This is a genomic window from Hansschlegelia beijingensis (assembly GCF_045505405.1).
GTDB lineage: Bacteria > Pseudomonadota > Alphaproteobacteria > Rhizobiales > Methylopilaceae > Methylopila > Methylopila beijingensis_A.
In genome coordinates this window covers 1-18,186 of sequence record NZ_JBJKEX010000032.1, presented here as the reverse complement: position 1 = coordinate 18,186, position 18,186 = coordinate 1, and the positions used below count along the sequence as shown (strand labels likewise).

At 68.3% G+C, this 18,186-nt stretch carries 19 protein-coding genes, 1 pseudogene and 1 other annotated feature; of the genes and pseudogenes, 14 read left to right on the top strand and 6 right to left on the bottom strand.

Features of this window, described 5'->3' with window-relative positions:
* Together ACIKT0_RS03920 and ACIKT0_RS03915 are read right to left on the bottom strand one after the other, a co-directional pair.
* Positions 1-600, bottom strand: a pseudogene (locus ACIKT0_RS03920) (IS3 family transposase); the annotation flags it as partial.
* Positions 200-316, bottom strand: a sequence feature (AL1L pseudoknot). Its footprint overlaps the pseudogene before it by 117 nt.
* A gap of 543 nt (positions 601-1,143) precedes the next feature.
* Complete coding sequence (locus ACIKT0_RS03915; RefSeq protein WP_407104093.1) at positions 1,144-1,362, bottom strand: hypothetical protein; 219 nt, start codon at positions 1,360-1,362, stop codon at positions 1,144-1,146.
* Positions 1,363-2,231: 869 nt separating this feature from the next.
* Between ACIKT0_RS03915 and ACIKT0_RS03910 the strand changes: the two genes are divergently transcribed.
* Positions 2,232-2,447, top strand: a complete 216-nt coding sequence (locus ACIKT0_RS03910; protein WP_407104092.1) for a glycine cleavage T C-terminal barrel domain-containing protein — start codon at positions 2,232-2,234, stop codon at positions 2,445-2,447.
* Positions 2,448-2,565: 118 nt separating this feature from the next.
* Here the strand turns inward: ACIKT0_RS03910 and ACIKT0_RS03905 are convergent, their stop codons facing one another.
* Complete coding sequence (locus tag ACIKT0_RS03905; protein ID WP_407104091.1) at positions 2,566-2,829, bottom strand: PepSY domain-containing protein; 264 nt, start codon at positions 2,827-2,829, stop codon at positions 2,566-2,568.
* A gap of 109 nt (positions 2,830-2,938) precedes the next feature.
* On the opposite strand from ACIKT0_RS03905, the gene ACIKT0_RS03900 reads away from it, so the two are divergent.
* From ACIKT0_RS03900 to ACIKT0_RS03890, 3 genes are read left to right on the top strand one after another with little or no spacing between them, the layout of a single operon-like run.
* Positions 2,939-3,247, top strand: a complete 309-nt coding sequence (locus ACIKT0_RS03900; protein WP_407104090.1) for a PepSY domain-containing protein — start codon at positions 2,939-2,941, stop codon at positions 3,245-3,247.
* Between the two features lie 2 nt (positions 3,248-3,249).
* Entirely contained in the window at positions 3,250-3,915 is a 666-nt protein-coding gene (locus ACIKT0_RS03895; RefSeq protein WP_407104089.1) for a response regulator transcription factor, read from the top strand.
* The gene (locus ACIKT0_RS03890) at positions 3,912-5,264 is read left to right on the top strand and encodes a sensor histidine kinase (protein WP_407104088.1); all 1,353 of its coding nucleotides are present in this window, start codon (positions 3,912-3,914) and stop codon (positions 5,262-5,264) included. Before ACIKT0_RS03895 ends, ACIKT0_RS03890 begins: the two co-directional genes overlap by 4 nt.
* 63 nt (positions 5,265-5,327) lie before the next feature.
* Here the strand turns inward: ACIKT0_RS03890 and ACIKT0_RS03885 are convergent, their stop codons facing one another.
* Together ACIKT0_RS03885 and ACIKT0_RS03880 are read right to left on the bottom strand one after the other, a co-directional pair.
* Entirely contained in the window at positions 5,328-5,951 is a 624-nt protein-coding gene (locus ACIKT0_RS03885) for a trimeric intracellular cation channel family protein (RefSeq protein WP_407104094.1), read from the bottom strand.
* A gap of 132 nt (positions 5,952-6,083) precedes the next feature.
* On the bottom strand, positions 6,084-7,112 hold the full coding sequence (locus ACIKT0_RS03880; RefSeq protein WP_407104087.1) for a zinc-dependent alcohol dehydrogenase: 1,029 nt from the start codon (positions 7,110-7,112) through the stop codon (positions 6,084-6,086).
* A gap of 181 nt (positions 7,113-7,293) precedes the next feature.
* Here ACIKT0_RS03880 and ACIKT0_RS03875 point away from each other — a divergent pair, with 181 nt between their 5' ends.
* On the top strand, positions 7,294-7,500 hold the full coding sequence (locus ACIKT0_RS03875) for a hypothetical protein (protein WP_407104086.1): 207 nt from the start codon (positions 7,294-7,296) through the stop codon (positions 7,498-7,500).
* 28 nt (positions 7,501-7,528) lie between these two features.
* On the opposite strand, the gene ACIKT0_RS03870 is transcribed toward ACIKT0_RS03875, so the two are convergent.
* Positions 7,529-8,248, bottom strand: coding sequence for an SDR family oxidoreductase (locus ACIKT0_RS03870; protein WP_407104085.1), 720 nt, complete (start codon positions 8,246-8,248; stop codon positions 7,529-7,531).
* Positions 8,249-8,341: 93 nt separating this feature from the next.
* Between ACIKT0_RS03870 and ACIKT0_RS03865 the strand changes: the two genes are divergently transcribed.
* The 9 genes from ACIKT0_RS03865 to ACIKT0_RS03825 all read left to right on the top strand — a co-directional run bounded on the left by ACIKT0_RS03865 (position 8,342) and on the right by ACIKT0_RS03825 (position 18,104).
* Positions 8,342-9,361 carry a LysR family transcriptional regulator gene (locus ACIKT0_RS03865; RefSeq protein ID WP_407104084.1) on the top strand — a complete coding sequence of 340 codons (1,020 nt, stop codon included), beginning with the start codon at positions 8,342-8,344 and terminating at the stop codon, positions 9,359-9,361.
* Positions 9,362-9,407: 46 nt separating this feature from the next.
* Complete coding sequence (locus ACIKT0_RS03860; RefSeq protein WP_407104083.1) at positions 9,408-10,988, top strand: MASE4 domain-containing protein; 1,581 nt, start codon at positions 9,408-9,410, stop codon at positions 10,986-10,988.
* Positions 10,985-11,620, top strand: a complete 636-nt coding sequence (locus tag ACIKT0_RS03855) for a response regulator transcription factor (RefSeq protein ID WP_407104082.1) — start codon at positions 10,985-10,987, stop codon at positions 11,618-11,620. Before ACIKT0_RS03860 ends, ACIKT0_RS03855 begins: the two co-directional genes overlap by 4 nt.
* Positions 11,621-11,761: 141 nt before the next feature.
* The gene (locus ACIKT0_RS03850; RefSeq protein ID WP_407104081.1) at positions 11,762-12,133 is read left to right on the top strand and encodes a response regulator transcription factor; all 372 of its coding nucleotides are present in this window, start codon (positions 11,762-11,764) and stop codon (positions 12,131-12,133) included.
* A 38-nt stretch (positions 12,134-12,171) separates the two neighbouring features.
* A complete protein-coding gene (locus ACIKT0_RS03845) occupies positions 12,172-12,831 on the top strand; it encodes a hydrolase (protein WP_407104080.1) in 660 nt (219 codons plus the stop codon).
* 51 nt (positions 12,832-12,882) lie between these two features.
* A complete protein-coding gene (locus ACIKT0_RS03840; protein WP_407104079.1) occupies positions 12,883-13,350 on the top strand; it encodes a Rid family hydrolase in 468 nt (155 codons plus the stop codon).
* Between the two features lie 77 nt (positions 13,351-13,427).
* Positions 13,428-15,413 (top strand): amidohydrolase, encoded by a 1,986-nt coding sequence (locus ACIKT0_RS03835; RefSeq protein WP_407104078.1) that lies wholly within the window; start codon positions 13,428-13,430, stop codon positions 15,411-15,413.
* Between the two features lie 109 nt (positions 15,414-15,522).
* Entirely contained in the window at positions 15,523-16,365 is an 843-nt protein-coding gene (locus tag ACIKT0_RS03830) for an alpha/beta fold hydrolase (RefSeq protein ID WP_407104077.1), read from the top strand.
* Between the two features lie 140 nt (positions 16,366-16,505).
* Positions 16,506-18,104, top strand: coding sequence for an MFS transporter (locus ACIKT0_RS03825; protein WP_407104076.1), 1,599 nt, complete (start codon positions 16,506-16,508; stop codon positions 18,102-18,104).
* The last annotated feature ends 82 nt before the right edge of the window (positions 18,105-18,186 follow it).

The following is an 18,186-nucleotide window of genomic DNA, read 5'->3' as shown; positions in this document are numbered from 1 at the left end:
GCATCAGGCGCGCCACTGTGCAGCGGGCGATCCGATGCCCCTCGCGCATCAACTGCCGCCAGACCTTGCGCACGCCATAGACCCGGAAGTTCTCGTCAAAAACACGCTGGACCTCCGGCAGCAGGGCGGCGTCCCGCCTCGCCCTGATCGAGAGCTTGGTCGGATCGGTGCGTTGGGAGGCATGAGCGCGGTAGGTCGACGGGGCGATCGGCAACACCCTGCAGATCGGCTCGACCCCATAGGCCCCACGGTGATCGTCGATGAAGGCGATCATCGCTTGAACGGGCGGTCGAGCTCCGCCTGGGCAAAATACGCCGACGCTTTGCGCAGGATCTCGTTGGCTTGCCGAAGCTCGCGGTTCTCACGTTCCAGCGTCTTGAGCTTGGCCGCTAGATCCGTGGTCAGGCCGGGCTTGCGGCCGCTGTCGACCTCAGCCTTCTTCACCCACTCGTTCAGCGTCTGCGCCGTGCACCCAATCTTGCCCGCGATCGACATGATCGCCGCCCATCGCGATGGATGCTCGCCCTCGTGCTCCAGCACCATCCGCACCGCGCGAGCGCGCACCTCAGGCGAAAACTTGTTCGTCGTCTTGCTCGTCATCGCTCCATCCTACTCAGGAGTTGGAGCCTCCGGGAATCCCGGAGCGGTTCAGTTTCGGCTGAGCTGGAATCGACCTCAGAACCACCGAGTTGACTGCCGCCAGCGACCGGAGGGCGGGTGCTGGTCAGCTGGCGCCCAGCGCCGGGCCTTCATGGCTGAACCTCATCGAGAGCCACCCGGGGCGCTCTTGGCGCATGTGAAAGCCCCGTTCGGCGGCCCGCTTGCGTTCTCGGCGCGTGATATGCCCTAAAGCCAATCCCAATTCGGAGTTGGCTATGACAACCATGACCGACTGCCTGGTCGCCTTCACGGTCGCCTCGGGGATGCAGAACGCCGACGCAGCCGAACAGGGTATCTCCGCAATCGACGCCTATCTTGCGGGGTTTCGAAGGCGACGCCGTTCGATGCGCGGCAGCCTTGCGCGAGCTCCAGGAGAAGTTCCTCGGCCTGCACCTCAACAGCAGCGCAGCCAACAGGATCAAGGAAGATCTACAAAACCGCATCGAGTTGCTAACTGCGAAGCGCGACGAGGCGGCGTCCGGATCAGCCAGTCTTGGTCATCGCTCGCCGTAGCGCGTCGGCCTCCTCATGAAGCGAGCTGACGGCGGCCTGTAGCACCAGGCTCCGGCGAAGGTGGGTCGTACCGTCGCGGTCCTGCCGCTCTGCCTCGGCGGCGGCGTCAGGCGCTCGGATCAGCAGCTTGGTAAGTTCGCCTATCCGTCTCTCGATCTCAGCGAGCTTGGCTTTGGCGGGCGTGGCCATGCGGCTCCAAAGAACGGCGGCGCCTGCAGGTCCAGCGATTGCGCCGGGGCATGAGAAAAACGCCCGAAGGATGGCTGGTAGCGGTTCTGGGGAGGGGCGCCCGGCTCAGGCGGTCGTACGCATCAACCGTCGCAGTGCGTCAGCTTCGTCATGAAGAGAGTTGATGTGGGCCTGTAGGACATCCGGCGTGTAGCCGTAGCGGAGTTCCTAACTTTGGCTCCATTAGCTACCCAACTTTGGGTCAGCTCTAAAACGGGTTCCGAATAGGCCAGCGTCATCAGTGGCTTGCAGACCGGCCTGTTCCCAACTTTGGGTCTCCCGCCACTCTCGGTGAGAAGCCGGCCGGAGGTCTGCCGCGGGCGCGCGTTTGACGCGGCGGAACAGGCCGAAGACCTGCCGTGGAGCGGGTTAGGAACTGACGAAAGCAGCGCTCCGGGCAGCCTCACGGCTGCCCGGAAATGGCTCAGAGCCTCCAAGTCGTCCGTGCCGGGTTAAGGTCGGCGCCTCGGTTCCGAGAAACAGAGGCGGCGCAGGCGCCGCCAGAGGGCCATCCTCGACGCCGCCATCTCGGCGATCGCGGTTATGCGCGTAAGCAGGCTGGCTCGCTCGATCGCGGCGGTTCTTTCCTCCGGATCCGCCCCTTCGACATGCCGAACGGCACGAGACTCCCTGGGAGGTCGGCGCCGACTGGACGGTCGATCTCTCCAAGCCGGACTTCAACGGCAAGGACGCGCTGGTCCGCCGCAAGACCGAGATCCGCTACGCCAATGTCGGTCTCGAGATCGAGGCGCACGAGGCCATCGAGCCGGGCGCGAAGGCGCTGAAGGCCGGGCGCGAAGGCGCTGAAGGACGGGCGCGAGGTCGGCCGCGTGAACTCCACCACCTACAGCCGCCACCTGATGAAGTCGCTCGCGCTCGCGCAGGTGACGCCGGACCTGACCGCGTTCGGGACCGAGTTCGAGATCCGCTCGTCGAAGGGCGCGGCGCGGGCTCACGTCGTCCGCACGCCCTTCTACGATCCTGATCGCCTGCGCACGCACCCGCTGGCGGAGCGGGAGGAACGGACGTCCGCGCGCGCGGCCTGATCAAACGCCGCCTGCTTGAAGCGCCGCCTCGGGTTTCGAGGCGGCGCATTCCGGAGGAGCGACGTCCGGGCGAGAGGCTCGGTCCCGGCTTCGATGAGCCGGAACCTTTGAGGCCTGCTCAGTCGTCGAGATGCTCGTTCGAGATCGCGCCGGTCTTCGGGTCGATGTGGAACTCGTAGACCTGGCCGTTCTTCACGCCCTTGGCCTCCCAGCGGCCGTCATCGGCCTCGATCTCCGTGACCTCGGCGTAGCCCGCGTCCTTGGCCTTCTGGGCCGCCTGCTCGATGCTGATCCAGTCGGCTCCGGGGCGGTCCGCGAGGGCCGGCGTCGCAAGGCCGAGCGAGAGCAGGGCGGCGAGGCCGATCCTGGAGGTGTTCGTCATGTGAGGTCTCCTGCGTTCGGTTGATGGCGCCCTTCTCGCAGCCCGAGCCCATGTTTCCCTGATAGGCTTTGTCAGCGGATTATCAGCTTCGGGCCCGTAAGCTCTCGCCATGCCGAAACCCGTCGCGGCCCTCGCGGCCGCAAGCCTTTGTCTCCTGCTTCTGCAGCAGGCCGCTCCAGCGTCGGCGGACGCGAGCGACCAGGATCGCGCGCGGCAGGCGCTCGAGCGCGGCGAGATCCGGCCGCTCGACCAGGTGCTCGCCGCCGCCCGCAAGGCGCTGCCGGGCGAGGTCGTGAAGGTCGAGCTTGAGCGCGACGACGGGCGGTGGATCTACGAGATCAAGGTGCTGACCGCAGAGGGCGAGCGACGCGAGGTCGAGATCGACGCGCAGTCGCTGGCGATCCTGGAGATCGACTGACCGTGCGCGTGCTGGTGGTCGAGGACGAGCCGCGGATCGCCGCCGACATCCGGCGGGGCCTCGAACAGGCGGGTTTCGCGGTCGACGTGGCAGGCGACGGCGAAGCCGCGTGGTTCCAGGCCGACGTCGAGACTTACGACGCCATGATCCTTGATCTCGGGCTGCCGAAGCTCGACGGGCTGAGCGTCCTCAGGAAGCTGCGCGGCGCGAACAACGCGCTGCCGGTCCTGATCCTCACCGCGCGCGACGGCTGGCGGGAGCGGGTGGACGGCATCAACGCCGGCGCTGACGACTATCTTTCGAAGCCGTTCCGCATGGAGGAGCTGGTCGCGCGCCTTCACGCGGTGCTGCGTCGCACCGCAGGCCATGCCTCCCCTATCCTGCGCGCCGGCGATGTCGAACTCGACCCGCGGACCAAGCTGGTCACGGTTTCGGGTGAGGCGCTGTCGCTTACGCCGCTCGAATACCGGCTGTTCGCCTATCTCCTCCACCGCCGGGGCGACGTCGTTTCGGCGGGCGAACTGCTCGATCATGTCTACGAGAGCGGAACCGACCGCGAGGCCAACGCGATCGAGGCGCTCGTGGCGCGGCTGCGCCGGAAGCTCGGCCCCGCGGTGATCGAGACGCGGCGCGGCCATGGCTACGTCGTTCCGGCCGGCCTGCAGTGACGCACGGGTCGCTGCGCCTCAGGCTGAGCGTCGCGGCCGCCGCGCTGGTCGCGCTCGCGCTGCTCGCCGGCGGCGTAGGCCTGTTCCTGATTTTCGAGGCGGCGCTCGACCGCCGCACGGCCGACGAGCTGAACCACACCGCGAAGCTGCTTGCAGGGAACGTCGGTTTCGACGGGGCCGGCGACATCGTGGTGGAGCAACCTCCGGGCGATCCGCGCTACGCGACCCCCTATGGCGGCCTCTACTGGCAGATCGAGAGCGCAGGCAGGAAGCCGCTGCGCTCGCGTTCGCTGTGGGACAAGTCCCTCGCGCTTCCCCGTTCCCCCTCCGCCGACATGGCCCACCACGCGTCGGCGGACCTGCCGGGCCCGGACGGCGGATCGCTGATCGCGGTGTTCAGGACGGTGCGGATCAAGTCCGCTCCGGGTGAGCCGCTCGTGGTGATCACCGTCGCGATGGACCGTGCGCAGCTGGCGGCGAGCCGCGGCATGGTGCTGAGGCTGCTGCCGATCTCGCTCGCGGCGCTCGGCGTCCTGCTGGCGCTCGCCATGGCGGCCTTCGTACATCGCGCGCTGAGCCCCTTCAGGGCGCTCCGCGCGGAGCTCCAGACCCTGCGTGAGGGACGCGCCGGCCGGCTGCGCGGCGGTTATCCGACCGAGGTCCAGCCGCTCGTCGACGACCTCAACAGGCTGATCGCGCAGCAGGAGGAGGCCCTCGAGCGCGCGCGCAGGCAAGCCGCCGACATGGCGCACGGCCTCAAGACGCCGCTCGCGGTGCTCGACGCGCTGGCGCGCCGCATCAGGGATCGGGAGCCGGGGCTCGCGGTCGAGATCGAGGAGCAGTCGCTGGCCATGCAGGAGCAGGTGTCGCGCGCGCTCGCGCGGGCCCGAAGCGCGGCGGGGTCCGGGCTTCGACAGCGCCGCACGCCGATCGCGCCGGTGATCGACCAGCTGGTGTCGGCGATGAAGCGCCTGCCCGGCGCGGAGCGGATAGACTGGCGCGTGGACGTTCCCCCGGACGCCGCCTATCCCGCCGGCGAGGGCGAACTGCTCGAGATGCTCGGCAACCTGATCGACAACGCCCGGAAATGGGCCGGGCGGGAGGTGGTCGTCACGGCCGCGACCGCAGGCGCCGGAGGGTCCATCGTGATCGAGGACGACGGCGCAGGAATGGACGCCTCCGAGATGGCCGCGGTGGACCGCGGGCGACGCTGGGACGAGACGGTCCCGGGCACCGGCTTCGGCCTCGCGATCACACGAGACCTCGCGGCCGCGACCGGCGGCCAGCTTCACCTCTCCAGGGGCGCTTCGGGCGGCCTCCGGGCAAGCATCGAATGGAGCGGCGACTGACGGAGCGCACGCTCGAGGCCGGTCTCGTGGAAGCTTTCGGCGTCAGGCGCCGCTTTGCGCGGTTCATTCCGGAGGCTTCACGCTGGGAAGCCTCCAGTTCCAGTAGATCGCCGTCATGCGCAGGAAGACGCATGTCGCGGCGCCCGCGAGGGTGACGAGGGTCTCCGGGAGCTCCAGATAGAATCCGGCCACGACTACAAGCCCGGCGGCCAGCGCTGCGACGGCGTAGATGTCGGACCGCAAGACCACCGGGGTCCGGGCGGCGAGCACGTCGCGGATCATGCCGCCGCCGACGCCGCTGATCATCCCGAGCACGGCCGCCATCGGCCAGTTCAGCGCGGCGTCGAGCGCCTTCTGGGTCCCGACCACGGCGAAGACGCCGAGACCGACAGCGTCGAAGAACAGAACCGGGTGACGCAGGCGCTCGAGCCGCTCGTGGAACCAGAAGGTCAACAGACCCGCCGCCATCGCCACGACGAGGTAATGCCAGCTCGCGATGGCGGCCGGCGGAAGCGCGCCGATCAGGAGGTCGCGGACGATCCCGCCGAACACCGCGGTGACGAAGGCGAGAACCAGAACCCCGAACAGGTCCATCCCCTGCCTGGATCCGAGCATCGCCCCGCTTATGGCGAACACGAAGGTCCCGACGAGATCCAAAGCCCGAACGAGGAGATGCGCGGTGTCCATTCCGATCAAGCTAACACGCTCGCGCTGCATCGCGGGCGTGGCGGCCTGACAGCGGAACGTCGTTGGCGGTTTGGAGGAGCCGCAGTTCCGGCCACAGAGCTCAGCCCGCCCGAGCGGCGCGCCCGGCGCGCCTCAGTGGCCCATCCGCAGGACGATCCGGCCGTCGACGCCGCCCTGCTCCATGCGCTCGAAGACGGCGTTGATGTTCTCCATCGTGTCCCAGCTGAAATGCGCGGCGACCGCGCCGTCGCCGGCGAATTCGAGCGCCTCTTCGAGGTCCTGGCGGGTCCCGACGATCGAGCCGCGCACCGTGATGCGCTTAAGCACCGTGTCGAAGATCGGCATCGCGAACCGGCCGGGCGGCAGCCCGACGAGCGCCATGGTGCCGTGCGGACGCAGGACGCCGAAGGCCTGCTCGAAGGCCGACGGCGACACGGCCGTGACGAGCACGCCATGGACGCCGCCGAGGCGCTTCTGCAGCTCCGTCGCTGGATCGACCTCCTTCGCATTCAGCGCGATCTCGGCGCCGAGCGACGTGGCGAGGTCGAGCTTGTCCGGGTGGATGTCGATGGCGGCGACATGCATGCCCATCGCCCTGGCGTACTGCACGGCCATATGGCCGAGCCCGCCGACGCCCGACACCGCCACCCATTCGCCGGGCTTCACCTCGGTCTCCTTGAGGCCCTTGTAGACCGTGACGCCGGCGCAAAGGACGGGCGCGGCGGGACCCCAGTCGAGAGCGTCCGGGATGCGGCCGACATAGTTGGGGTCGGCGAGGGCGTATTCCGCGAAGCTGCCGTTGACCGAGTAGCCGGTGTTCTGCTGCTGGCCGCAGAGCGTCTCCCAGCCCGTGCGGCAGTACGGGCAGTACCCGCAGGCGGTGTGAAGCCAGGGGATGCCGACGCGGTCGCCTTCCCGCACCCGCTTGACCGAGCGCCCCACGCCGACGACCACGCCGACGCCTTCGTGGCCCGGGATGAACGGGAGCGCGGGCTTCACCGGCCAGTCGCCGTTCACCGCGTGAAGATCAGTGTGGCAGACCCCGGTCGCCTCGATCCGCACCAGGACCTGCTCGGGCGCAGGCTCCGGAACGGGAAGCTGCTCGATCCGGAGCGGCTGTCCAAAGGACCGCGCCACGGCGGCGGTCATCATGTTGGCCATGTCAGGTCGTCCTCCTTGATGCCAGAGAAGGAACTCGGTTCGATCATCCACCTCTAAGTGACGCTGGTCACGTGATTAGGACGCGGACGGCGCCATCATCTATGCGGACAACCGCTTTCACACGGTCGTCGGACGTCGCGATGGCCTTTCCGGGCCAAGGCGCCTGCTTGGGAGATGGGGCATGCTGAACTGGTTCGTAAGGCTTTCGCTTGCTCTGGCGAGCTGGGTCACGGCGCTTTTCGTCGCCCGCGACGCCGTCAACTTCGGCGCCGTCAACATCTTCGTCGCCATCCTGCTGCTGGCGCTCGGCATCGGCTTCCTCGCGTTCTGGCCGAAGATGCGGGACGCCTGCCTGCGCTATTACCGCATCCTGCGCCGCAGGCCCTGAGCCAACGACCAGCGCCCCAGCGCCAGGATCAGACCAGGACGCCGCCTCCGTCCACCACGAGCGTCTGCCCCGTGCCGTAGGTCTGAGCCATCAGGTAGACATAGGCCTGAGCCACCTCTTCCGGCTCGCCCACATGTCCGACCGGCAGACGATCCGCCTGGTCGACATAGAAGGCGCTGCGAACCGCATCGTCCATATCGCGCCAGAGCGGCGAGCGTACGACGCCCGGCGAGACGATGTTGACGCGCAGAGGCGCCAGCTCCACGGCGAGCGCACGGGTGAGGCCTTCCATGGCCGAACAGATGCTCGCGGCCGCCGACCAGCCGGGGCCCGGCCTCGCTCCCGCGATGCCGGACGTGAAGACGATGGAGCCGCCGGGCCGGAGCTTGCCTTGGGCGGCCTTCGCCGCTGCGAGGGCGCCCCAGTAGCGCAACTCGAAGAATGTCCGCGCCTCGTCCAGGCTCATCGAGGCCACGGGGGACAGCTTCAGCGCTTCACCGGCCGTGTAGACCAGATGGTCGAACGCCCCGACGGTCTCGAAGAAGCCGGCGATAGCGCCGGCGTCGAGAAGGTCGACGACACGACCCGTGGAGCCCGCGGGCATCACGGCCAGCGCTTCGTTGACGCGGCCCGGGTTGCTCGAAGCGATGACCGCCTCGGCGCCCTCGGCGGTCGCGGCCTGCGCGACGGCCAACCCGATGCCCGAAGTGCCACCTAGGAGGACGACCTTCTTTCCTTGCAGCTTCATCGCGGCGCTCCCTGTTTCGGAGCCAGAATTTCCTGCTCGAAGCCAGTTGCCGCCAGCGCAATTAAAGGCACTCTGTGATGACGAGAGGTCATCATGAGTTTCGACGCGCGCTTGCTGTCGGGCATTGGCGTGATGATCGCGGTGGTCGACCGCGGAGGGTTCGCCCGTGCGGGAGACGAGCTCGGGCTGACGCCATCGGGGGTGAGCCGCGCGATCGCACGGCTCGAAGCCCAGTTGGGCGTTCGCTTGTTCCACCGCACGCCGCGTCTCGTCGAGCTCACGGAGGAAGGCCGCCGCTTTCACGCAGAGGTCTCACCGCTGCTGGCGGCGATCCAGGACGCTGCGGAGGGCGCCGGCGCTGCGACCGTCCACGTCCGCGGGCGATTGAAGGTCAACACCGATCCCTGGTTCGCCCGGGTGATCCTGGCGCCCCGCCTTCCGGAGCTTCTGCGCCTGCATCCGGAGCTTCAGCTTGAGTTCGTGGTCAGCAACCACCGCGAGGAGATGATGCATGGCGGCGTCGATGTGGCGGTGCGGTTCGGATCGCCGCCGGATTCAGCGATGATCGCCCGGAAGCTTCTGGAGACGCGGGTCGTCACCTGCGCGGCCCCGGCTTACCTCGCGCGGCGAGGGATCCCGCAGAGCCCGGCAGACGTCGTTCAACACGATGTCCTGCTGTTCCGCGATCCGGAGACCGGCCGGCCCTTCCCGTGGGAGTTCCACAGGGCGGGCGAGACGGTCACGACCAGGGTCAAGGGACGTGTCGTGATCGACGACCCATCCGCCGCTCTGGCGGCCTGCGAGGCCGGGGGCGGCCTCTTCCAGAGCTTCGAGTCGGGCCTTGCGCCGTGGCTTTCCGACGGGCGTCTGACTCAGGTGCTGACGGATTGGCCGAGGAGCGCTTCCCGCTCTACGCCCTCTATCCCTCGCGGCGTCAGACGCCGGCCAAGGTGCGCGCCTTCCTCGACTTCGTGGGCCGCATCTGCGGGATGGAAGCCGCTCCGGGTCTCCCAATGCATCCAGCACCGGAACGCCGACAAGACGGGTGATGGGCTTCAGACCCACGAACGTTTCACTACGCCGGCTCGACAATCGACAGCTGGCGTCTGGTAAGGATGCCGGACGGGCCACACCAGGCCGGCCAGACGGTCGACTCCAGATGCTGCTGCACGATCGACCTCCGACACGAGCGCAGGCGCTGCTCGCCATCTGGGTGGCGGCCGCGCTTCTTCTGGCGTTCTTCGCCGCCCTGCCCTTCGCCCGCGTCCAGCTGCCGGGCACGGAAGCCGCGCTGCCGGCCTACACGACCGCCATCCTGATCAATGACGTCCTCACCGCCGCCCTTCTGCTCGCTCTGTTTTCGGCCCAACCGGCGCCGGGAGTTCTTTTTCTCGCGGTCGGCTACCTGTTCGTCGGGCTGCTTGCTGTTCCCTGGGCGCTGACTTTCCCGGGTGTGTTCGCGGAACACGGACTTCTGGACGCGGGCCAGCAGACCACCGCGGCGATTGCGGCGATACGGCGATGCGGGTTTCCGGTGTTCGTGCTCGCCTACGCGCTGCTGCGCGGCGCACGGTTTCCGCAGGGAAGCCTTCGGGTCTGGTCAGGCTGGCGCGCGATTTCGGGCGCCGTCTTTCTGGTCTGCGCGGTCACGGTCGTCGCGACGGCCGTGATCGTCGCGTACGACCAGAACATGCCGAAGCTGATGGCCGGCAGAATGGAGGCGTCGAGCCTCTGGACTTACGTGGCCGGCGCATCCGTCGTGCTCTACGTCGCCGCGATCGGCGCCCTGCTGAGGGGCCCTCGCTCGGTCCTCGATCTGTGGCTGCTCGTCGTTCTCTTCGCGCTGCTGCTCGAGATCGTGCTGCTGTCGTTCATCAGTTCCGGGCGGCTGAGCGTCGGCTGGTGGGCGGGACGAGGCTTCGGCCTCGCGGCGGCCAGCGTCGTGCTGTTCCAGATGATGTGGGAAACGACGGCGCTTTACGCGCATCTCGTGCGCTCCATCGTCCTGGAGCGGCGCGCCAGCCAGATGCGCCTCGCCAGTCTGGAGGCGTTGTCGGCCTCGATCGCGCACGAACTGAACCAGCCCCTGGCGAGCATGGTGACCAACGCCGACGCCGGGCTGCTCTGGCTGGACAGGCCCGAGCCGAACGTGACGGAATGCAAGGGCGCGCTCGACCTCATCGCGTCAGAGGGACATCGGGCGGGCAAGGTGATCGAGGCGATCCGGACCCTGTTCAGAAAGGACACGCGCGAGCGGGTCATGGTGGACCTGAACGAAGTCGTCACCGAAATGCTGCCCGAGATCCGTCGCCATGCGCGCCTCGGCGGCGCCGCCGTGCAGGTCGATCTCGCCGAGGGGGCGCCGCCGGTCGTCGGCAACGCCGTCCAGCTTCAGCAGGTGGTCTCGAACCTCGCCACGAACGCCGTCGAGGCGATGACCGACGTGGCGGATCGCCCCAGACTCCTCGTGATCAGGACGGCCGCGCAGGCGCCAAACGACGTGCTGATCTCGGTCACCGATACGGGCGAAGGGCTCGGCGCCGAAGACGCCTCGAGCCTGTTCGAGCCGTTCGTCACCACGAAGCCGGCGGGACTCGGCATGGGCCTGATGATCTGCCGCTCGATCGTCGAGGCGCATGGCGGGCGGATCTGGGCGACCGCGAACGGTTCGGCGGGCTCGACATTCACGGTCGCGCTGCCGGCCGCCGACGACCACGCGCAAGGGATGGCGGGATCATGACCCAGTCCGGCTCGATCGTGTTCGTTGTCGACGACGATGCGGCGGTCCGCGCCTCGCTCGAGAACCTGTTCCGCTCGGTGGGGCAGGACGTGCGGACGTTTGCGTCAACGAAGGCGTTCGCGCTGGCCGAGCCCGGGGACGCGGCGGCCTGCATCGTTCTGGACGTCAGGCTGCCGGGCCAGAGCGGGATCGAGTTCCAGCGTGAGCTCGCGCTCACCGGCCGGTCGCTGCCGATCGTCTTCATCACCGGGCATGGCGACATCGCGATGTCGGTCGCCGCGATGAAGGCCGGCGCGGTCGAGTTCCTGACGAAGCCCTTCCGGCAGCAGGATCTGCTCGACGCGGTTCACCGCGCCCTCGAGATCGACCGGGCACGACGGTCGGCTCTCGCCGATGCGCAGACGCTGAGGGACCGCTTCAACGCGCTCACGCCACGTGAGCGCGAAGTCATGGCGCTGGTGGCGACCGGAAAGCTCAACAAGCAGATCGCGGCCGAGCTCGAACTGAGCGAGATCACGGTGAAGGTTCATCGTGGTCACATCATGCGGAAGATGCAGGCGACCACCCTCCCCGACCTCGTGCGGTTCTGGGACCGCCTGTTGGCTGATCCGAACCGGCCTGCGGCCAGCTGACCATCCCGAGGGCGCCGAGCCGGGGTTAGATCGTCGGCGCCACCGTATAATTGAAGCCAACTCTTTCGCCGGCTTTCATCCGCGCACGTTCGATCGGATCCGCCGTCGCGGAAAGGATCGGGCCCATCGAGGCGCGACCGCGTGGCTTTGCTGATTTCTGTCGTGGACGACGACGGCGCCTCGCGCGCCGCCGTGACGGGACTGCTCCGTTCGATGGGCCACGACGCCGTCGGCTTCGCGAGCGCCGCGGAATTTCTCGCCTCGGATGAACTCGGGAGAACAGGTCTCTTGATTGCGGATCAGCGCATGCCGGAAATCACCGGGCTCGATCTTCGCCGCCGCCTCCTCGCTGTCGGCGCGTCGATCCCGATGGCGCTTATGACCGCCTATCCGACCGAAGCCGGGCGCCGGCAGGCGCTCGCCGCCGGAATATTCTCCTATCTGACAAAGCCGATTTCTCCCGGCGACCTCACCGCCTGCATCGCCGCCGCTCAAAGCGGGCCGCTCCGCTGAGCGCGACCGCCACCACTCAGCCAGACATGGAGCTGACTATGACCGTCACCGCCACCCCGACGCCCGGCTCCAATCTCATCTCGCCGGCGAACCACGCGCTCATCCTGATCGACTTTCAGTCGCAGATGTCGTTCGCGACCAAGTCGATCGACGCCATCGAGTTGCGCAACAACGCCGCTCTTATCAGCCATGCGGCCAAGGGCTTCGGCGTGCCCACCATTCTGACCACGGTCGCCGAGAAAAGCTTCTCGGGCCCGATGTTCTCAGAAATCACCGACGCGTTTCCTGGGCAGAAGCTGCTCGACCGCACCTCGATGAACACCTGGGAGGACGCGGCCGTCATCGACGAGGTCAACCGGATCGGCAGGAAGCGGCTGGTGTTCGCGGGCCTCTGGACGTCGGTCTGCATCGTGGGCCCGACGCTTTCGGCGATCGACCAGGGCTTCGAGGCCTACGTCATCGCCGACGCCTGCGGCGACGTCTCCGACGAGGCGCATGAGCGCGCCATGGAGCGCATGATCCAAGCGGGCGTCCGCCCGATGACCTCGCTCCAGTACATCCTCGAGCTCCAGCGCGACTGGGCCCGCGCCGAGACCTACGACTTCACCACCGGCGTGGCGAAGAAGTACGGCGGCGCCTACGGGCTCGGGATCGTCTACGCCAAGACCATGTTCGGCGCGTCCGAAGGCGGCCACTAGAGCCCCGCCCCGACCGCGCGGCACGACCACTGTCAACTCGGGAGGACGATCATGACCGATCGCGGCGACGCGAGCGTGAAGCGGCTCGAAAACCTCGGAGCGCCCTGGGAAAAGATCTTCGGATACTATCAGGCGGTCCAGTATCGGGACACGATCTACCTTGCGGGGCAGCTCGGCCATGACGACGAGGGCCGGATCGTTGGGCCCGCGAGGCTCGACGACGCCGGCAAGCTCATCGACGTCTCGGGCATGGAGCAGCAGATCCGCCAGACCTACGAGAATGCGGGGCGTCTGCTGGAGCGGTTCGGAGCGAGCTTCGACGACGTCGTCGAGGAGACGCTTTTCGTCCTCGACATGGACGCGGCCTTCGCGACCGCGCCCAAGGTCAGAAAAGAAGTCTACCGGACCGACATGCCGCGCTGCGCCAGCACGCTGGTCGGCACGCCGCGGCTCGCCAAGCCCGAACAGCTCGTCGAGATCACGTTCCGCGCCGTCCTCGGCAGCGGCGCCTCGTCCTGACGACCGCGAGGGCGCGCGCCGCTAACGGCCGCGCCCTCGTGGACCCTCGCATTTCCGTTTGAACGGGAGACACGCCCATGAGCCCGACGCGCCGCGAAGCGAGCTTCGGCGCGGCCGCCGCCGCACTCGCCGCAGGCCTCATCTCGCCGGCCCGAGCCGCGCCCGCCGAAGGGACGAAAATGATCGACGCGACGACCGCAGACCTCATCCTGATCAACGCCCTGGTGACGACGCTCGACCGTTCGGCGCCGACCGCTGAAGCGTTCGCGATCAAGGACGGACGCTTCCTTGCGGTCGGCCGCGAGAGCGAGGTCATGGCCCATCGCGGGCCCGACACGAAGATCGTCGACCTCAAGGGCCGGAGTGTGTTGCCGGGCCTGATCGACAACCACCTCCACATCATCCGCGGCGGGCTCAACTTCAACATGGAGCTGCGCTGGGACGGCGTGCCGTCGTTGAAGGACGCGATGGACATGCTGCGCGCGCAGGTCGCCGTCACCCCGCCGCCGCAATGGGTGCGGGTCGTGGGCGGCTTCACCGAAAACCAGTTCGCGGAAAAGCGCCTGCCGACCATCGAGGAGCTCAATCAGGTCGCGCCGGAGACCCCCGTGTTCATCCTCCACCTCTATGACCGCGCGCTGCTGAACGGCGCGGCGCTGAGGGCGGTGGGCTACGGCAAGGACACGCCGAACCCGCCGGGCGGCGAGATCACCCGCGACGCCAAGGGCGAGCCGACCGGCCTGCTGCTCGCAAAACCCAACGCCGGCATCCTCTATTCGACGCTGTCCAAGGGTCCGAAGCTGCCGCTCGAGTATCAGGTCAACTCCACGCGCCACTTCATGCGCGACCTGAACCGCCTCGGCGTCACGGGCGCGATCGACGCGGGCGGGGGCTTCCAGAACTATCCGGACGACTACGTGGTCATCCAGAAGCTCGCCGACGAAGGCCAGCTCACCATCCGGCTCGCCTACAACCTCTTCACCCAGAAGGCGAAGCAGGAGAAGGAGGATTTCCTCAACTGGACCAGGACGTCCAAGTACCGCCAGGGCGACGATTACTTCCGTCACAACGGCGCGGGCGAGATGCTGGTCTTCTCGGCCGCCGATTTCGAGGATTTCCGCGAGCCGCGGCCCGAAATGCCGGCCGAGATGGAGGGCGACCTCGAAGGCGTGGTCCGGGTGCTGGCCGAGAACCGCTGGCCGTGGCGGATGCACGCGACCTATGACGAGACGATCTCGCGTGCGCTCGACGTGTTCGAGAAGGTCGACCAGGAGATCCCGCTGAAGGGCCTGAACTGGTTCTTCGACCACGCCGAGACCATCTCGGAGCGCTCGATCGACCGGGTCGCGGCGCTCGGCGGCGGCGTCGCGGTGCAGCACCGCATGGCCTATCAGGGCGAATACTTCGTCGAGCGCTACGGGGCCGACGCCGCGGAGGAAACGCCGCCCTTCGCGCGGATGCTGGACAAGGGCGTGAAGGTCTCGGCCGGGACCGACGCCACCCGCGTCGCCTCCTACAATCCGTGGGTCTCGCTGTCCTGGCTCGCCACCGGCCGCACCGTCGGCGGACTGAAGCTCTATGCCGCCCGAAGCCTCCTCGACCGCGAGACGGCGCTCAGGATGTGGACCGAGAACGTCACCTGGTTCTCGAACGAGGAGGGCAAGAAGGGCCGCATCGCGCCCGGCATGCTGGCCGATTTCATCGTGCCCGACCGGGACTACTTCGCCTGCGCGCCCGACGAGATTTCGGCGATCACCTCCGACCTCACGGTGGTCGGCGGCAAGGTTGTTTTCGCCAAGGAGGACTTCGCGAAGCTCGACGAGACCGAGGTTCCTCCGGCCATGCCGGACTGGTCGCCGGTGCGCGCCTATGGCGGCTACGGCGCCTGGAAGGCGGAGGCCAGGAAGGACACGGCGCTTCGCCTCCAGTCGGTCGCCTGCGGCTGCGCCACCGCCTGCGGCGTACACGGCCACGACCATGCCCGCGCCGCGTCGGGCCGGCTGCCTGTCGGCGACCTCAAGACATTCTGGGGCGCGCTCGGCTGCGCGTGCTGGGCGGTGTGAAACGAGCGGCTCCGATCACGACTTACGCTCCGCAGCACTCGTCTCCTTTACTGCCGTAGCCGCAGGCACAAAGATTTCGTCGGCCACCCGCCCTCATGGAGGACACATTATGACCAGCGCATTCGTGCAGACCAAAGACGGGGTCGACATCTTTTACAAGGATTTGGGTCCGAAAGACGCGCAACCGATCATGTTCCACCATGGCTGGCCGTTGTCATCTGACGACTGGGACGCGCAGCTTCTGTTCTTCCTGTCGAAGGGCTATCGCGTCATCGCGCATGACCGCCGGGGCCACGGCCGCTCCACGCAGGTCTGGGACGGCCACGACATGGACCACTACGCCGCCGACGCCTCGGCGGTGGCCGAGCATCTCGACCTGAAGAATTCGATCCACATCGGCCATTCGACCGGGGGCGGCGAGGTCGCGCGCTATGTCGCCAGATACGGCGAGCCGCAGGGCCGCGTCGCCAAGGCGGTGCTGGTCAGCGCGGTGCCGCCGATCATGCTGAAGACCGAGGCGAACCCCGGCGGTCTGCCGGTCGAGGTGTTCGACGGCTTGCGCGCCGCCACCGCGGCGAACCGCGCCCAGTTCTTCCGCGACCTTCCGGCCGGCCCGTTCTACGGCTTCAACCGGCCGGACGCGAAGGTCGACGAGGGGGTGATCCAGAACTGGTGGCGGCAGGGCATGACGGGCTCCGCCAAGGCGCACTACGACGGCATCAAGGCGTTCTCGGAGACCGACCAGACCGAGGACCTCAAGGCGATCTCGGTCCCGACGCTGGTGCTGCACGGCGAGGACGACCAGATCGTGCCGATCGACGCCTCGGCGCGACTGTCGGTGAAGCTGCTGAAGAACGGGACCCTGAAGACCTATCCGGGCCTCTCGCACGGCATGCTCACCGTCAACGCGGATGTCCTCAACGCGGACCTCCTGGCCTTCGTGAAGTCCTGATAGCCCGCCGTCCTCACTGTCACGCCCTCGCCTGTGCGGCGGCGTTCGGACCACCGTCACGCGGCGTCCGATGAACTGGCCGTCCTCTTCCGGGCAAGCCGGGAGACGACGGCCAGTCGAACACGCGGAACGAGACCGCCATGACCCAAGCCGCCCAGAACGCCTTCGCTCCGCTTCGCCGGCCAGTCTTCGTCGTGCTGTGGGTCGCCACGGTCGTCGGCAATATCGGATCCTTCATGCGCGACGTCGCGAGCGCCTGGCTCGTGACCGACCTCGCCGCCTCTCCCGTCGCGGTCTCGCTGGTCCAGGCGGCCGCGACGCTCCCGATCTTCCTGCTGGCGATTCCTGCGGGCGTCCTTTCCGACATCATCGACCGCCGGAAGCTATTGATCGCCATCCAGGTGCTGCTCGGGACGACCAGCCTTACGCTCGCGCTCCTTGCGGCTTCGGGGGGCCTCACGGTCTATTCGCTGGTCGCGCTCACCTTCGTGGGCGGCGTCGGCGCGGCCCTGATGGGGCCGACCTGGCAGTCGATCGTGCCCGAGCTCGTGCCGCGGGGAGAGCTCCGCGACGCCGTGGCGCTGAACTCGCTCGGCATCAACATCGCACGCTCGATCGGTCCGGCGGCGGGCGGCGTTCTGCTCGGCGTCGCGGGCGCTGCCGCGACCTATGGCGTCGACGTCGCATCCTACGTGCTGGTGATCGCCGCACTCCTCTGGTGGCCGCGGCCGAAGGCGGCCGACGACGTCCTCGCCGAGCGCTTCCCGGGCGCCTTCCGGGCGGGGCTCCGCTACGCCAAGGCGAGCCGCGAGCTTCATCGCGTGCTGTTCCACGCGGGCGTCTTCTTCGCGTGCGCCAGCGCCGTCTGGGCCCTTCTGCCGCTGGTCGCACGCAGCCTGCTCGGAGGCGACGCGAGCTTCTACGGCCTGCTGCTCGGCGCGGTCGGGCTCGGCGCCATCCTCGGCGCCCTGGTGATGCCGAGCTTGCGGACCCGGCTCGGGACCGACGGGCTGCTGCTGTTCGCCGCGATCGTCGCGGCCCTGGTGATGGCCGGCCTCTCCTTCGCGCCCCCGAAGCCCGTCGCGCTCGCCGGCCTCCTGCTGCTCGGCGTCGCCTGGATCGTCGCGCTGACGACGCTGAACGGCGCCGCCCAGGCGATCCTGCCGAACTGGGTGCGGGGGCGCGGGCTCGCCGTCTATCTCACAGTCTTCAACGGCGCGATGACGGGCGGCAGCCTCCTGTGGGGTCTGGTCGCCTATCGCCTCGGCGTCGCGTCGACCCTGCTGGTCGCGGCCGCGTGCCTCGCCGCCGCAGGCCTCCTGCTGCGTCGCCGCGTGCTGCCGAAGGGCGAGACGGACCTCACGCCCTCGAACCATTGGCCGGAGCCTTTGACGGCCGCCCCCGTGGAGCACGACCGCGGCCCGGTGCTGATCCAGATCGAATACCGCGTGCGCCGGGAGGATCGGACCGGCTTCCTCGAGGCCATGGCGAGGCTCGCCGGCGAACGGCGGCGCGACGGCGCCTATGCCTGCGGCGTGACGGAGGACGCCGAGGATCCGGAAAAGATCGTCGAGTGGTTCCTGGTCGAAAGCTGGGCCGAGCACCTTCGCCAGCACAAGCGCGTCTCCAATGCCGACGCGGACTTGCAGCAGGCGACCCGGCGCTTCCATGTCGGGCCCGAGGCTCCGGTCGTGCGCCATCTGCTTGGCATCGACCTGAAGACCGTCGTGGCGGGGTGACGGGACCGGTGTTCCGTGCCCTGAGGGCGGCCGCCGCGGCGTCCGTCGTCGGCGCGGCGACCGCCCTCAGGGCACGGAACAC

Bases quoted from the DNA above. Each gene is read 5' to 3' on its own strand.
- ACIKT0_RS03855 (WP_407104082.1), top strand. From the start codon at position 10,985: ATGACCCAGTCCGGCTCGATCGTGTTCGTTGTCGACGACGATGCGGCG.
- ACIKT0_RS03885 (WP_407104094.1), bottom strand. From the start codon at position 5,951: ATGGACACCGCGCATCTCCTCGTTCGGGCTTTGGATCTCGTCGGGACC.
- ACIKT0_RS03900 (WP_407104090.1), top strand. From the start codon at position 2,939: ATGCCGAAACCCGTCGCGGCCCTCGCGGCCGCAAGCCTTTGTCTCCTG.
- ACIKT0_RS03870 (WP_407104085.1), bottom strand. From the start codon at position 8,248: ATGAAGCTGCAAGGAAAGAAGGTCGTCCTCCTAGGTGGCACTTCGGGC.
- ACIKT0_RS03880 (WP_407104087.1), bottom strand. From the start codon at position 7,112: ATGGCCAACATGATGACCGCCGCCGTGGCGCGGTCCTTTGGACAGCCG.
- ACIKT0_RS03840 (WP_407104079.1), top strand. From the start codon at position 12,883: ATGACCGATCGCGGCGACGCGAGCGTGAAGCGGCTCGAAAACCTCGGA.
- ACIKT0_RS03875 (WP_407104086.1), top strand. From the start codon at position 7,294: ATGCTGAACTGGTTCGTAAGGCTTTCGCTTGCTCTGGCGAGCTGGGTC.
- ACIKT0_RS03860 (WP_407104083.1), top strand. From the start codon at position 9,408: ATGCTGCTGCACGATCGACCTCCGACACGAGCGCAGGCGCTGCTCGCC.
- ACIKT0_RS03905 (WP_407104091.1), bottom strand. From the start codon at position 2,829: ATGACGAACACCTCCAGGATCGGCCTCGCCGCCCTGCTCTCGCTCGGC.
- ACIKT0_RS03825 (WP_407104076.1), top strand. From the start codon at position 16,506: ATGACCCAAGCCGCCCAGAACGCCTTCGCTCCGCTTCGCCGGCCAGTC.
- ACIKT0_RS03915 (WP_407104093.1), bottom strand. From the start codon at position 1,362: ATGGCCACGCCCGCCAAAGCCAAGCTCGCTGAGATCGAGAGACGGATA.
- ACIKT0_RS03865 (WP_407104084.1), top strand. From the start codon at position 8,342: ATGAGTTTCGACGCGCGCTTGCTGTCGGGCATTGGCGTGATGATCGCG.
- ACIKT0_RS03835 (WP_407104078.1), top strand. From the start codon at position 13,428: ATGAGCCCGACGCGCCGCGAAGCGAGCTTCGGCGCGGCCGCCGCCGCA.
- ACIKT0_RS03830 (WP_407104077.1), top strand. From the start codon at position 15,523: ATGACCAGCGCATTCGTGCAGACCAAAGACGGGGTCGACATCTTTTAC.
- ACIKT0_RS03845 (WP_407104080.1), top strand. From the start codon at position 12,172: ATGACCGTCACCGCCACCCCGACGCCCGGCTCCAATCTCATCTCGCCG.